The 14,265-nt window shown below is 36.0% G+C and carries 10 protein-coding genes; 6 read left to right on the forward strand and 4 right to left on the reverse strand.

All coding sequences use genetic code 11. The features are described from left to right. Positions 1 to 68 precede the first annotated feature (68 nt). From BUR19_RS02360 to guaA, 6 genes are all read left to right on the forward strand, one after another. Entirely contained in the window at positions 69 to 1,562 is a 1,494-nt protein-coding gene (locus tag BUR19_RS02360; RefSeq protein ID WP_175565858.1) for an ATP-binding cassette domain-containing protein, read from the forward strand. Between the two features lie 105 nt (positions 1,563 to 1,667). After that, entirely contained in the window at positions 1,668 to 2,936 is a 1,269-nt protein-coding gene (gene ilvA, locus BUR19_RS02365; RefSeq protein ID WP_074233327.1) for a threonine ammonia-lyase IlvA, read from the forward strand. A 202-nt stretch (positions 2,937 to 3,138) separates the two neighbouring features. Then, complete coding sequence (locus tag BUR19_RS02370) at positions 3,139 to 3,855, forward strand: pirin family protein (RefSeq protein WP_074233328.1); 717 nt, start codon at positions 3,139 to 3,141, stop codon at positions 3,853 to 3,855. Between the two features lie 292 nt (positions 3,856 to 4,147). Beyond that, the gene (gene purD, locus BUR19_RS02375; protein ID WP_074233329.1) at positions 4,148 to 5,386 is read left to right on the forward strand and encodes a phosphoribosylamine--glycine ligase; all 1,239 of its coding nucleotides are present in this window, start codon (positions 4,148 to 4,150) and stop codon (positions 5,384 to 5,386) included. Positions 5,387 to 5,701: 315 nt separating this feature from the next. Continuing rightward, positions 5,702 to 6,466 (forward strand): methyltransferase domain-containing protein, encoded by a 765-nt coding sequence (locus BUR19_RS02385; protein WP_074233331.1) that lies wholly within the window; start codon positions 5,702 to 5,704, stop codon positions 6,464 to 6,466. Positions 6,467 to 6,485: 19 nt separating this feature from the next. Continuing rightward, entirely contained in the window at positions 6,486 to 8,015 is a 1,530-nt protein-coding gene (guaA, locus tag BUR19_RS02390) for a glutamine-hydrolyzing GMP synthase (RefSeq protein WP_074233332.1), read from the forward strand. Positions 8,016 to 8,077: 62 nt separating this feature from the next. Here the strand turns inward: guaA and BUR19_RS02395 are convergent, their stop codons facing one another. The 4 genes from BUR19_RS02395 to BUR19_RS02410 form a co-directional block, all read right to left on the reverse strand. Continuing rightward, positions 8,078 to 9,691, reverse strand: coding sequence for a tetratricopeptide repeat protein (locus BUR19_RS02395; RefSeq protein ID WP_139297246.1), 1,614 nt, complete (start codon positions 9,689 to 9,691; stop codon positions 8,078 to 8,080). Between the two features lie 414 nt (positions 9,692 to 10,105). After that, positions 10,106 to 11,614: an FMN-binding glutamate synthase family protein gene (locus BUR19_RS02400; RefSeq protein WP_074233334.1), complete on the reverse strand. Its 1,509-nt coding sequence runs from the start codon at positions 11,612 to 11,614 to the stop codon at positions 10,106 to 10,108. A 94-nt stretch (positions 11,615 to 11,708) separates the two neighbouring features. Then, entirely contained in the window at positions 11,709 to 12,350 is a 642-nt protein-coding gene (locus BUR19_RS02405; protein ID WP_074233335.1) for a GNAT family N-acetyltransferase, read from the reverse strand. 23 nt (positions 12,351 to 12,373) lie between these two features. After that, positions 12,374 to 13,999, reverse strand: coding sequence for a M1 family metallopeptidase (locus BUR19_RS02410; RefSeq protein WP_074233336.1), 1,626 nt, complete (start codon positions 13,997 to 13,999; stop codon positions 12,374 to 12,376). Positions 14,000 to 14,265 lie beyond the last annotated feature (266 nt).

Raw genomic sequence — 14,265 nt, forward strand, 5'->3', positions numbered from 1 at the left:
GCGAAACTTAAAATATTTTTAATAAGATTATAAAACCTTTACACCCTTTGCGTTTAGAAAATAAAATAATGTCAACTCCAATAATAAAAATTTCAAACCTCAATTTTCAATACGGCGACCAAGTCATACTGAAAGATTTAAACTGGGAAATATCTTCCGGAGAATGTTGGATGTTAGGCGGATTAAGCGGAAGTGGAAAAACGACTTTAGCCAAAATTATTTCAGGAGAAATCAAGAATTTTGAAGGAAAAGTTGAGATTAATTTTAATGAAAATTCAAAGTTACCAAAGAAAGTTCTGTATGCTTCCAATTGGTTTCAGTTCAGCAATCTGGAAGGTGACCGAAATTTTTATTATCAACAGCGATATAATCAATTCGCTAAAAATGATACACTAACTGTTTTTGCAGAAATGAATCATTTCAGAAAAGAAGAAAATCTGGATTTCAGAATATTAGAATCTTATTTAGAACCGTTTGGATTTGAAAATTTTAAAAATCAGCAATTAATAGAATTGTCGAGTGGCGAACACAAGAAATTACAATTGTTAAAAGCACTTTGGCTAAAACCTCAGATTTTGATTATAGACCAGCCTTACACAGGTTTGGATGTCAAATCAAGACAGTTTTTGAATCAGGCTTTTGATAATTTAATTAAAGAAAATGTCATTTTGATTTTAATTAATAATGATGACGAATATCCGGAAAGTGTTCAGTATTTTGTTGAAATAGAAAATGGGAAATTAATTCACAAAAATTCACCAAAAGACTTTTCAAAAGGCGAAGAAAGAACACCAAAATCGCTTCCTTTTTTTCTTCAAAATAATCAGGAAAACGAACAGGAAAGTCTCATCAAACTAGAAAATATCAATATTTCTTACGGCGAAAAACAAGTCCTTAAAAATATCTATTGGGAAGTCAATATGGGTGAACGATGGCTGTTGCAAGGTCCTAACGGTTCGGGGAAATCTACTTTGTTGAGTTTGTTAAATGGCGACCATCCTCAAGCTTATTCCAATGAAATATATCTTTTCGGAAAAAAGCGGGGAAGTGGTGAAAGTATTTGGGATATCAAAGAAAAAATCGGAATGATTTCGCCCGAATTACACTGGTATTTTGATATGAATGCGAATGTCGGACAAACCATTGCTTCCGGTTTTTTTGATTCGATGTCATTATATCAGAAACTGAGTTTTAATCAGCAACAGCAATTAGATCAGATTCTTTATTTCTTCGATTTAAAAGAAGATAAAAATAAGAAGTTAAATACTTTACCACTTGGAAAACAACGTTTGGCTTTACTCGCAAGAACATTGATTAAAAAACCAAAACTTCTGATTCTGGATGAACCTTGTCAGGGAATGGATAACGAACAGACGCAATATTTCAATCAAGTCATTGATGATTTGTCAATTCAGGGACAATCGTTGATTTACGTCGGACATTTTGAATCTCAATTACCAAAAAAACTCAGTCACAAACTTGTTCTGGAAAACGGAATAATGAAAATTAATAATCGAGTAGAATTAAAAGTATTGAAGGATAATTTACTCTCGCAGATTTAGCAGATTAACAATTTTAAATCTGCCCAATCAGCAAAATCTGCAAGAATTTTAAAAATTATTAAAACAATTAAGTTTAAAAACAAAACCAAAGAATCTGTAATATAAATGAAGATGAATGAAACGCTGATATTTCCAACCTTGGAAGCGGTAAAAGAAGCCCGAAAAAGTATAGAAAATGTCGTGAATTATACGCCTTTGCAATACAATTCTCGATTGTCGGAAAAATTTGGTGCAAATATTTTCCTGAAAAGAGAAGATTTGCAACCTGTAAGGTCGTACAAGTTGCGAGGTGCTTACAATAAAATCAAAACTCTATTTAATGAAGGCAAAGTTTCACAAGGAATAGTTTGTGCAAGTGCGGGAAATCACGCTCAAGGTGTGGCTTTTTCCTGTAAACAACTTCAAATTAAAGGAACGATTTTTATGCCGGTCACGACGCCAAAGCAGAAATTGGAACAAGTCGAAATGTTTGGTGGAAATTACGCTGAAATCCGATTGGTTGGCGATACTTTTGACGCGTCAAAAACGGCGGCTTTTGAGTTTGCGGAAACTTCCGGGGCTGCTTTTATTCATCCTTTTGATGATGTTCAGATTATAGAAGGTCAGGCAACTTTGGCTTTGGAAATTTTGGAACAACAAAAAGAAAATATAGATTATGTTTTCATTCCAATTGGCGGCGGCGGTTTGGCTTCCGGAATTGCAACGGTTTTTGGTAAATTGTCAAAAGAAACTAAATTGATTGGCGTAGAGCCAAAAGGCGCACCTTCGATGAGATTGTCCATTCAAAATGATATCAATACAGAGTTGTCGGAAGTCGATAGTTTTGTTGATGGAGCAGCAGTTAAAAGAGTAGGAGATTTGACTTTTGAGATTTGCAGAAACTCGCTTGCAGATTGCATTCCTGTGGATGAAGGGAAGGTTTGTGATACGATTCTTCAGTTGTATAACAAAGACGCAATTGTTTTGGAGCCTGCCGGAGCGCTTTCTATTTCCGCTTTGGAACAATATCGAAATCAGATTAAAGGAAAAAATGTGGTTTGCATCGTCAGTGGAAGTAACAACGACATTACGAGAATGGAGGAAATCAAAGAACGCGCTTTGCTTTACAATGGTTTGAAACATTATTTTATGGTCAAATTTCCGCAGCGTCCAGGTTCTCTGAAAGATTTCGTTCTGAATGTTCTGGGCTCAAATGACGACATCACTCATTTCGAATATACCAAGAAAAATTCAAGGGAAACCGCTTTGGCAATCGTCGGAATCGAACTTTCCAATATTTCTGATTTTATTGGTTTGAAACAAAGAATGAAAGAGCTTGGTTATTTCGAATCTTATTTGAATGATAATCCTGATGTGTTGAGTATGCTTGTTTAATTAATAAATTTAAATTAACGAAGTTAATCCTCGTGCTTTAAAACACAAAGATTGAAAAATAATCTTAGTGCCTTCGTGTTAAAATCTACAACTCCGACCACCGTCGGAGTTTTTTCGTTCTTATCCTACGTCAATGTATAGAAGTTTTCAAAGCAGGAAATTTGTATTAACAAAAAAAGCCTAACAATTAAACCAATTTATAATGAAAACAGTATATCACAGCGCAGATAGTAGAGGTTACGCCAACCACGGTTGGTTGAAAAGTCATCACACATTTAGCTTTGCCAATTATCACAATCAGGAAAGAACCCATTTCGGTGTTTTGAGAGTTTTGAATGACGATTTCGTAGAAGGTGGCATGGGATTCGGGAGACATCCACACCGCGATATGGAGATTGTTTCTATTCCGTTGGAAGGCGATTTGCGTCACGGCGATAATATGGGCAATTCCGGAATTATCAAAAAAGGCGATATTCAAGTGATGTCAGCAGGAACCGGAATTATGCATAGCGAAGAAAATGCAACTGAGCAACCAGTGAAATTTCTACAAATTTGGATTATCCCAAACAAAACCGACGTCACACCAAGATACGATCAAATCAACATCGAGGAAAAATCGGTTCAAAATGATTTTCAGCAAATTCTTTCCCCAAATGCAGATGACGCTGGTGTTTGGATTCATCAGGATGCTTGGTTCAATTTGGCAAAATTTGATAAAGGATTTTCTAAGGAATATAAAATCAACAAATCTGGAAACGGTGTTTATGCTTTTGTCATTAAAGGAAAAGCAAAAATCGGAGACCAAATTCTGAATGAAAGAGATGGATTGGGGATTTGGGATACAAACAGTTTCACTCTAGAATCTCAGGAAAACTCAGAAATATTATTGATGGAAGTTCCAATGGAATTATCAAGATAATTATAACTACAAAAGTCACAGAAGTCTAAACTATAAAGATAAAAATAAGACATTTTTATTTTTTCAACATCTTCTAATATCCAATATTTTCCTTTGTGACTTTTGTGATTTAACTTTTTAATATTTTTTTAAGAAAATTACGTCCAACTCGGTATGAGTATTGTCATTGAAAAATCTTAAATTTGGCACTTTAAAAAGTGAAACTGAAAACAGACGAAACGCTACAAACGAAAGTTCTCCGGAAATAGAAAGATTTCAAGCGTTTTATCCACAAAAACATTAATATTTACAGATGAGATTACTTATTGTTGGAAATGGCGGCCGTGCTTCGGCTTTAGCAACTAAATTGAGCGAGGATAACAGAATTACGAAAATGTTTTTCGCGCCTGGCAACGCCACGACAGAAAAATTAGGAGAAAATATAAACGAATCAGATATCATTGCGCTTAGAGATTTTGCAATTAAAAACAAAGTCGATTTGACAATCGTTGGCCCGGAAGCGCCTCTTGTTGAAGGGATTGTGGACGAGTTCAAAAAAGTGGATTTGAAAGTTTTTGGTCCTTCAAAAAAAGCAGCTTCTTTGGAAGGCAGCAAAGCGTTCTCTAAAAAGTTTATGAAAACTTACGGAATCAAAACGGCACAGTCTGTGACATTTGATTCTTATGTTGATGCTAAAGAATATCTTCAAAAACAAGAATATCCTTTGGTAATCAAAGCGAGCGGTTTAGCTGGCGGAAAAGGCGTGGTGATTGCCGAAGATTTGGAAGAAGCAGAAGGCACAATCCACGATTTTATGATTAAGAGAATCTTCGGAGATTCTGGGATTCAGGTAATTATCGAAGAGTTTCTACAGGGTTTCGAAGCTTCAATTATCGGAGTTTCCAATGGCGAAAAAATCTTCCCTTTCGTTTCTGCAAAAGATTATAAAAAAGTAGGAAACGGCGACAAAGGTCCAAACACGGGCGGAATGGGTTCTGCGGCACCAAGTCCGGAATTTACAGACGCACATCATCAGGATTTTGTAGAACATATTATGAATCCAACGGTGGAAGGTCTTAAAAAAGAAGGTCTTAGCTTCAAAGGATTTATTTTCTTCGGATTGATGATTACCAAAAATGGAACTTATCTTCTGGAGTACAATATGAGATTGGGCGATCCGGAAACTCAGGTTCTTTTGCCGTTGCTGGAAAACAATTTGGTAGATGTTATCGAGGATTGTCTTCATGGCAAAGACTTGGATTTGAAATTCAAAAATAAAAAAGCAGTTTGTTTAGTGGTTTGTTCGGGAGGCTATCCTCAGAATCACGAGACTGGCTACGAGATTACAGGCGCAGAAAAAGTGAAAGGTAGCAAATTGCTTTATGCAGGAGCAGATTACAGAGGCGACAGAGTCGTTTCCACGGGCGGTAGAGTTTTGAACTTAGTGGCGCTTGGAGACACTTTCGAAGAAGCTCGCAAAAAAGTTTATGAAGATGCGGTGGCTGTAGATTTCGACTACGGATTTTACCGAGAAGATATTGCGAAATTCTAAAATATACAGAGATGTTGGGCGACCAATGTCTCTTTTTTTTAGAAGCTGTTTCCCGCTTTCCACTCATACTCCTCGCGCAGCCGCAATTTGCCAACGCTTGCTGTGGGGTATCCGTTACAATCGGGGCTAGTTTGCAATTCGGAAACTTAGATATGGAAGTTTATTTAATAGAAAGGCTTCGAGAGCCTCAGCCTGACAGCGCTGAAAATAAAACGTTTACTATTAGATTTGTCACATTTTGTCATCCTGAGGTTTTCGATGGATTGTCGAAGTGTCCAACTCATAATTAATAACTCATAATTAATAATTACAAAAATGCCTTGGAATCCTGATGTATACGACCAGTTCAAGCAAGAACGTTCAGCACCTTATTTTGATTTAATAAAATTGGTGGAAATAGAATCCAATATGTCCGTTGTCGATTTAGGTTGCGGAACAGGAGAGCCCACTGCAGTACTTTTGGATCTCATCCCCAATTCTCAAATCATCGGAATCGATTCTTCTGGTGAAATGCTTCAGAAGGCAGAACAATTCGAAACCAAAAGACTGCAGTTTTTCAAAAGAAGCGTTGAAGAACAAATGGAGCTGGATGAAAAATTTGATTTAATTATTGCCAACGCATCTTTGCAATGGTGTCAGAATCATCAGGAACTTTTCCCAAAATTAATTTCAAAAATTAATCTAGAAGGACAATTAGCCGTCCAAGTTCCATCGAATCATAATTTCATAGTTCATCAGTTATTATCAGTCGTTGCGGAACACGACTTTTATCAGAAGCATTTTAACGGCTGGAAAAGAGAATATTCGGTTCTTAATATAGAAGATTACGCTAAGATTCTGTCAGACAACGGAGGAAGAAAAATCAACGTCTTTGAAAAAGTTTATCCGCACATTATGAAAGATGCGGATGCGGTTTATGACTGGGCATCTGGAACCGCAATGATTCCTTTTGTGGAAAAACTTCCGGAAGAGTTGAAAGAGCAATACAAACAAGATTATAAAAAAGAACTTAGAAAAGTTTTCAGAGGTTCGCCGGTATTTTATCCATTCAAAAGAACCTTTATTTACGCACAATTTTAAAAAAATATTACAACATTATATGCAAAACGGAATTATCATTTTAGACTTCGGTTCACAGTACAACCAATTGATTGGAAGAAGAATCCGTGAAATGGAAGTCTATTCGGAAATAGTACCATTCAACACTCCATTATCAGAAATTCTTGAAAAAAAACCAAGAGGAATCATCCTTTCCGGAGGACCAAGTTCTGTAAATGCAGAAAATGCGCACCTTGTAGAAAAAGAACTTTATGAGCAAGGAATCCCAGTTTTGGGAATCTGCTACGGAATGCAGTTGACTGCACACCTTTTGGGCGGAAAAGTAGCAAAAGGCGAAAAAGGCGAATATGGAAAAGCACACCTGGAAATCGTTAAAGAAAACGAATTGCTGAAAGGCGTTTACCAAAACTCCATTGTTTGGATGAGCCATTTTGATGAGGTTGCAGAATTGCCACAAGGTTTCGAACTCAATGCAAAATCCGGCGTTATCGCCTCGATTTCGAATCCAGAGAAAAAAATCTATTGCGTTCAGTTTCATCCGGAAGTTTCGCATTCAGAAGAAGGTGGAAAGATGTTGGAAAATTTCGTATTCGAAATTTGTAAAGCCGATAAAAATTGGTTATTGACCAATTATATTGAAAAAACCGTTGCGGAAATCAAAGAAAAAGTAGGAACTCAAAAAGTAATTCTTGGACTTTCCGGAGGCGTAGATTCTTCAGTAGCGGCGGTTTTAATCCATAAAGCAATCGGTGACCAACTGAACTGTATTTTTGTTGATACTGGACTTTTGAGAAAAGACGAAGGCAAAAAAGTAATGGAAAATTACGGGAAGCATTTCCATATGAATATCAAATTGGTAGAAGCTTCCGAGAGATTTCTTTCCAAATTGGCAGGCGTTGGTGACCCCGAAGAAAAAAGAAAAATCATCGGCAACGAATTTGTTTACGTTTTCGATGAAGAATCCAAAAAAATAGAAGGTGCAAAATTCCTTGCGCAAGGAACAATCTATCCAGATGTTATAGAATCTCAGTCTGTGAAAGGACCTTCAGCGGTAATCAAATCACATCATAACGTTGGTGGACTTCCGGAAGAAATGGAATTCGAATTGTTGGAACCTTTGAGAGAATTGTTCAAAGATGAGGTGAGAAAAGTAGGAGAGGAATTGGGGATTCCACACGAGTTGGTTTACAGGCATCCTTTCCCAGGGCCAGGTTTAGGAATCCGGGTTTTAGGCGAAGTGGACGCAGAAAAAGTAAGAATCCTGCAAGAAGCAGACGATATTTTCATCGAAGAATTATATAAAAACGATTTGTACGAGAAAGTTTCTCAGGCATTTGTAGTTCTTCTTCCGGTGAAATCTGTTGGTGTAATGGGCGACGAAAGAACTTATGAATACACAGCAGTGGTTCGTTCTGCCAATACGATTGACTTTATGACTGCAACTTGGAGCAGATTGCCTTACGAGTTTTTGGACACCGTTTCCAGCAGAATCATTAATGAAGTTCGTGGAATTAATAGAGTCGCATACGACATTAGTTCAAAACCACCTGCGACGATTGAGTGGGAATAAGAATCATTAATAAATTATAAAAGATAAATCCAGCAATTGTTTGTTGGATTTTCTTTTGTAAATCAATTTCCCAAAAACAGATCCTCATATTTCTCTCCAAATCTTTTTCTCAATCTTTGCTTGGATTTTTTCACAGCTTCAATAGTAATTCCCAGTAATGATGAGATTTCCTGATTGGATAATCCCAGTTTCATTAATGTAATAATTCGAAGATTCGATTCTGTAAGATCCGGAAAGTCCCTTATCAAAGTCTGAAAATAATCTGGATATTCATATTGAAAAGCATTTTTGAAATTCATCCAGTTTTCGTCCGTCATCAGGTGAGAATCCAACAATTTTTGCAGCTGTTGCTTTTCCTTTTCAATAGAAGAAGAGGAGGAATTTCTGATCTTGGAAAGTTCCTTGTTCAGCAATTCGATTTGCTCATTTTTTTCTGAAAGGTAAGTGCTGTAGGAAGATAAAGTTTTGTTGGTTTCGGAGAGTTTTTGTTCAGATTTTATTTTTTCTAATTCTAATTTCAGAACCGTTTTGTCGTATTGATCTTTTTTTGATTTGAGTTGCTTGCGATTGAAAATAATCAATAAAATAATGATGAAAAACAACAGTGCAGACACAACAACAATTGCTTTGTTCTTTAATTGTTCCTTCTCAAATTGGGCATTCGCAAGACTTAGTTTGCTGGCATATCTTTCTTTTTGCGCAAGAATATTGCTGCGTTCAAGATTCTTTTCGCTGTCAGAATTGATCAGTTCCGCATCCAGAATATTTAGTTTTCTTAATGAAACCAATTCCTGATGCGTGTCGTTTTCTTTTTGGGCAATCTTCAAATTAAGCTGTTCAATATCAAAGACATCTTTTTTGAGATGAACTTTGGATTCTGCAAATTTTCCCGCTTCCGTCAATACTTTTTTGGCTTCAGCAATTTGATTTTTAGCGATGAGAATTTTGCTTAATAATATTCGGGCGTAATTGGTATTGTAATCACTGTGAAGTTTTTTAGAAATTACAAGATCCTGATTCAACAATTGAATAGCTTTATCAAGATTTCCGTTTTTAAATTGCAATAGACCCAAATTTCCCAAAACTTTTGCATATCGGATTTGGTCGTTGATTTTTTTTGAAAGTGTTCCTGCCTTTGAGAGATAATTTTTAGCGCTGTCAAATTGATCTAATTCCAGATAATAAAATCCAATATTATCCTGAATGGAAGCTAATTCTTTTGAATCAGGCTCTGCAAATTGTTCTGCTTTTTTTAGATAATCGATTGCCTCACTGGTGTCACCAATCGTTCCCATAAAAAAACCAATCTTTTTAAAACAATCACTGGGCAGAACAATGTCATTTGCATCGGTTTGTCTGATTTTGTTATCCGCATCCAAATAGACCTGAAGTGCTTCCGAAGTTTTTTTGTAATCGTAAAGATAAAAGGCATAATTACATAAAGCCCAAATTTCCAACCCATGATTATCCTTAGCCTTTGCTAATTCCAGAGCCTTGGAAAAATACTGATTACTTTTAGAATTCAAGCCTTCACTTGCCGAGGCAAAACCGCTTGCGAGAAGATTGTAATAAATGATTTTTAGATCTCTATCCGATTTTAAAAGTGGAGCGAGAAATGTTTTAAGTGCAATTGTATCCTTCCCAAAATTTTTGTTTTGAAGGATAACAGATTCCATTTTTTTCTTTGAATCTTGATTTCTATTGATGACAATCTGCTGCGAAAAAATATTTTCGGAGAAGAAAAATAGAATTATAAAAATGTAAATCTGCTTCAAATAATGATTTATGTCTATGCAAATTACAAAAAACCTAGATTTTATAGGCTAAATCCAATATTGCTTTTTATTAAATTCAAAAAACTAAAAATGTAACAGTTTGATAGATAGTTTGTTTAAATTGTAAAATCATTTGTCCACCCGATGTCCATCCCATTTTTTTGCTTTATTTTCTTTAAATTCTAATTTTGATTAGCATAATAACCATAAGGGCTTTCATTTCATCTCAAAAAAAGAAAATGAATTTCTAAAAGCCAAAAGACCTATTCATTTCTCGAATAGGTCTTTATTTTAAATATCGATCAAAATTAATAATTATCGTTTCCTCACATTCTCCAAAATATCAGGAAAATAAGTGTCCGAAAGATGTTCGAACTCGTCACCTCGCATAAACATAGAAGCGTTCACCTGGTCGTAAGACTCTCTTCCTGCGGCAGCAATCAACTCGTTGCAAGTATGCAAAGTATTTTTATGAAACTGATAAACCCGTTCTGTTTTATCATTGGTGTCGAGTCCTTTAATTAACATTTTGTCTTGCGTTGCAACGCCGGTTGGGCAAGTATTCGTATTGCATCTCAACGCCTGAATACAGCCGAGAGAAAACATAAAACCTCGGGCATTATTACAAAGGTCGGCACCCATTGCAACAGCTCTTAGAATATCCAAGGAAGTCAAAACTTTTCCGCTGGCAATGATTCTTAATTTATCTCTTAATTCATAATTAATCAAAGTCTTATTCACAAAAATCAATGCAGGTTCCAATGGCATCCCAACACCGTCTGAGAACTCTGGTGGCGCAGCGCCCGTTCCACCTTCTGCACCATCTATGGTGATGAAATCTGGATAGATATTCAGGATATTCATCTGTTCACAGATGTCTTCAAACTCTTTGGTGTCGCCGATACAAAGCTTGAACCCAACTGGTTTTCCGCCAGAAAGCTCACGCAATTGCTGCACAAATCTCAACAAACCTTCCGCGTCAGAAAAAGCACTATGTGATGGTGGCGAAAGAATCGTAACGCCAGGTGGGACGTGTCGGATTTTGGCAATCTCCGGCGTATTTTTTACAGCCGGTAAAACACCGCCGTGACCTGGTTTTGCACCTTGAGACAATTTGATTTCAATCATTTTCACATTATCCAGATTCGAGTATTTTGTAAACAATTTGGCATCGAATTTCCCGTCTTCATTTCTGCAACCAAAATATCCGGTTCCAATCTGCCAACAAAGGTCGCCGCCTTCCAAATGATGCGGAGAGATACCACCTTCGCCCGTGTTGTGATAGAAATTTCCTTTTTTCGCACCTCGGTTCAAAGCCATTTGCGCTCGGTCACTCAACGCACCAAAACTCATTGCAGAAATATTAAAAAGTGATGCGTTATAAGGCTGTTTACAATCTTTGCCTCCAATGGTTACTCTCGGCAGCTCTTCTTTTGGATGTTTGGCGTAGATAGAATGTTTGATACCTTCATATTTTCTATGGTTGATTTCTAACTGAGTCCCGAAAGGCACAGTATCACTCAGGTTTTTTGACCTTCTGTAAACTGCTGACCTTTGATGTCTTGGAAATGGTTTCCCATCGGTCTCTCTCTCAATAAAATATTGCTGAATCTCTGGCGAAATCTCTTCAAAAATATATCGGAAATAACCAAGAACAGGGAAGTTCCTGAGAATCGCGTGTTTGGTCTGATACGTATTGTAGATGCCTAAAATATAAAGGAAAGTCAGGAAAATCGGAATCCAGTAATGCGCTTTGATGAGCAGAGCCGTGGTCCAAGTCAAGATTAATATAACGATTCCCCAAAGAATGAATTTATTTCTCATAATAGATTTTTGAGTTTATAATTGTTTAAATATAAAACCATTTCAAAGATAGATTTGAAATGGCTTTAAAACTAATATCTTAATTTAAAAATAGTTATTTTTCTATAACTATTGATGTATAATAGGAATATAATTCCCAACCTAAGTTTTTATAAAGCAGTTTACCTTCACTTGTCGCAACTAAAAAATTGGTATAAATCTTTTTTGATAATGCAATACTTTCTAATTCTTTCATCAAAAAAGTTGCAAGACCTTTACGTTTATGCTTATTCTCCGTAAAGATGCGGTCGTAAAGAGCAATGTCTTCTACAATAATCACTCTTCCTTCAGCGCAAAGTTCATTGTTCTGAGTCAGAATTCTAATGACAGCTGTTGAATTATAATTTTCAATTTCAAATTTATAAGCTGGATTTAACTCAGTCTTTAGAATTTTCATTGGAGTTGTACAATGCATCATAAAACCTTGTGGCTGAACTTTCCATCTGTCTGGAACTTTATTCTGAATTTTTTCCGGAAGACCACAAAACTTTAAATAAATCCAAGGCTCAGTAATCTCTTTTGAAAGTTGAATAATATCTTCATTGATTTCCGGAAAAACATAACGGAATTTTTGTTTTTCAAAACCAACATCTACCTTGAATCCTGACTTATATTTCACTGGTAATGGAAGTTCTCTTGATAAGCACCAAGCGGTCAGCCATTTTTCAATGATGTCTTTCGATACAGAATTTTTCATTAAAAAATCAATCCTGAAAAAAATTACTTATTACTGTATACAACGTAATAGTTTTTATCGAACTCAACCGGTTTGTCAGATTTCAAAGTCGTGGTCTGATTCTGTTCTGTTGGTTTCAATTCTTGTCCATCAGCCAATCGGATTGGAAGTTTCAGATTCGGAACCACATTCGTCCATTTGAAAGTCAACTGATTTCCATTTTGCTTATATTCCAAAGTCGGGATTTTTACCGTTCTCAGATATTGGTCAAAAATCGATTGCAAATCAATTCCGGATTTTTGGATAAAATAATCTTCAACCTGTTTTGTAGTTACCGTTTGATGATAGAAATCTTTGTTCAGACCTCTCAGTATTTTACGAAATTTCTCATCATTATTAATAACCTGACGAATCGTATGAATCATATTGGCGCCTTTTGGATACATATCGCCGCTGCCTTCATTTCGGATACCGTATGTTCCGATAATCGGCTTGTCGTTCTGAATATTTCCTCTTAATCCTTGCAGATATTTGTTCCCATCAGCTTTTCCAAAAACATAATCCACAAATAAGGTTTCAGAATAAGTTGTAAAACTCTCATGAATCCACATATCGGCCTGATCTTTTGCCGTGATGTTGTTCGCAAACCACTCGTGTCCGGTTTCGTGGATGATGATGTAATCCCATTTCAGGCCAATTCCTGTTCCGGAAAGGTCTCTTCCGAGGTAACCATTTTGATATTTGTTTCCGTAAGCCACGTTGCTTTGATGTTCCATTCCAAGATGTGGCGATTCTACCAATTTGTAAGAGTCTTCGTAAAAAGGATAAGGTCCAAACCAATGCTCGAAAGCTTTCATCATGGGTTTCACTTGCTCAAATTGTTTCTTAGCTTTGTCAAGATTGTAATCCAAAACCCAATAATCCAAGTCCAATTTTCCTTTTTCGCCGTCAAAAGTATCTTTGAAATTCACATATTTTCCAATCGAAGGAATGATAGAATAATCATTAATAGGACTTTTCACTTCCCAAAGCCAGGATTTTTTATCGCCCAGATTTTCTTCTTTGATTAATCTTCCGTTGCCAACGCCAACCAAATCTTTTGGCGTAATGATTTTGAAAGTCATACCGTTATCAGGCTCGTCACTCCAGATATCTTTCACGGGAAGCCAAATACTTGCTCCAATTCCTTCGTCAGCAGCTGTGATCCACGGATTGCCGTTTTTATCTTTAGTGAAAATCCATCCACCGTCCCAAGGTGCGTGTTTTGCAATCACAGGATTTCCAGAATACTCAATATCAATCGTATATTTTTCTCCTTTTTTGAATTTCTTTTTTGCAGAAATAAAAATGAAATCACCTTCTACTTTTTTATCAACGATAGGGAAACTGGCTGTTATTTTATCAGCTTTCATAGGACTTTGAAGGTCGATTTGAAAAACAGGATTCAAAACATCTTTCTCAATCGTCAAACTGATTTTATTACTTCCTTTGATGCTTTTCGCTTCAAAATTCGGCTCCAGGACAATATCATATTTCTTGACATCCCAAAAGTTCCTGAATTTTGTATTAGAACCTTTCAGCGTGTCTGTTTTTGTAGGCTTTGCATCCTCAAAAAACTGAGCTTGTGAAACTCCGGAGATTAATATGGAGAGAAGTAATAATTTTTTCATTTTTAATTTTTTTTAGAATTAGTTTCGCTGATGAAATGAAACGTTACAAAATTAAATAAAAGTATTTTACAAAATTATTATTATGAGCTTAATCCCGCTATCCACTATATCTTTTTCTTTTTTTTGCCAAAAAAAGAAAAAGGATGCCGCTACTATCGGGGCTATAGGATTTGTCAGTCAATCAACTCTTGTATTTCAATATGAAATAAAGAACCCTTTCAGAGTTTCAAACTCTGAAAGGGTTTCATAAATTGTATTGCGAATGT

Source organism: Epilithonimonas zeae (assembly GCF_900141765.1).
Classification (GTDB): Bacteria; Bacteroidota; Bacteroidia; order Flavobacteriales; family Weeksellaceae; genus Epilithonimonas; species Epilithonimonas zeae.

Coding starts and splice junctions, on each gene's coding strand:
- purD (WP_074233329.1), top strand. CDS start 4,148: ATGAGATTACTTATTGTTGGAAATGGCGGCCGTGCTTCGGCTTTAGCA.
- BUR19_RS02395 (WP_139297246.1), bottom strand. CDS start 9,691: ATGGAATCTGTTATCCTTCAAAACAAAAATTTTGGGAAGGATACAATT.
- BUR19_RS02405 (WP_074233335.1), bottom strand. CDS start 12,350: ATGAAAAATTCTGTATCGAAAGACATCATTGAAAAATGGCTGACCGCT.
- BUR19_RS02370 (WP_074233328.1), top strand. CDS start 3,139: ATGAAAACAGTATATCACAGCGCAGATAGTAGAGGTTACGCCAACCAC.
- ilvA (WP_074233327.1), top strand. CDS start 1,668: ATGAAGATGAATGAAACGCTGATATTTCCAACCTTGGAAGCGGTAAAA.
- BUR19_RS02385 (WP_074233331.1), top strand. CDS start 5,702: ATGCCTTGGAATCCTGATGTATACGACCAGTTCAAGCAAGAACGTTCA.
- guaA (WP_074233332.1), top strand. CDS start 6,486: ATGCAAAACGGAATTATCATTTTAGACTTCGGTTCACAGTACAACCAA.
- BUR19_RS02360 (WP_175565858.1), top strand. CDS start 69: ATGTCAACTCCAATAATAAAAATTTCAAACCTCAATTTTCAATACGGC.
- BUR19_RS02410 (WP_074233336.1), bottom strand. CDS start 13,999: ATGAAAAAATTATTACTTCTCTCCATATTAATCTCCGGAGTTTCACAA.
- BUR19_RS02400 (WP_074233334.1), bottom strand. CDS start 11,614: ATGAGAAATAAATTCATTCTTTGGGGAATCGTTATATTAATCTTGACT.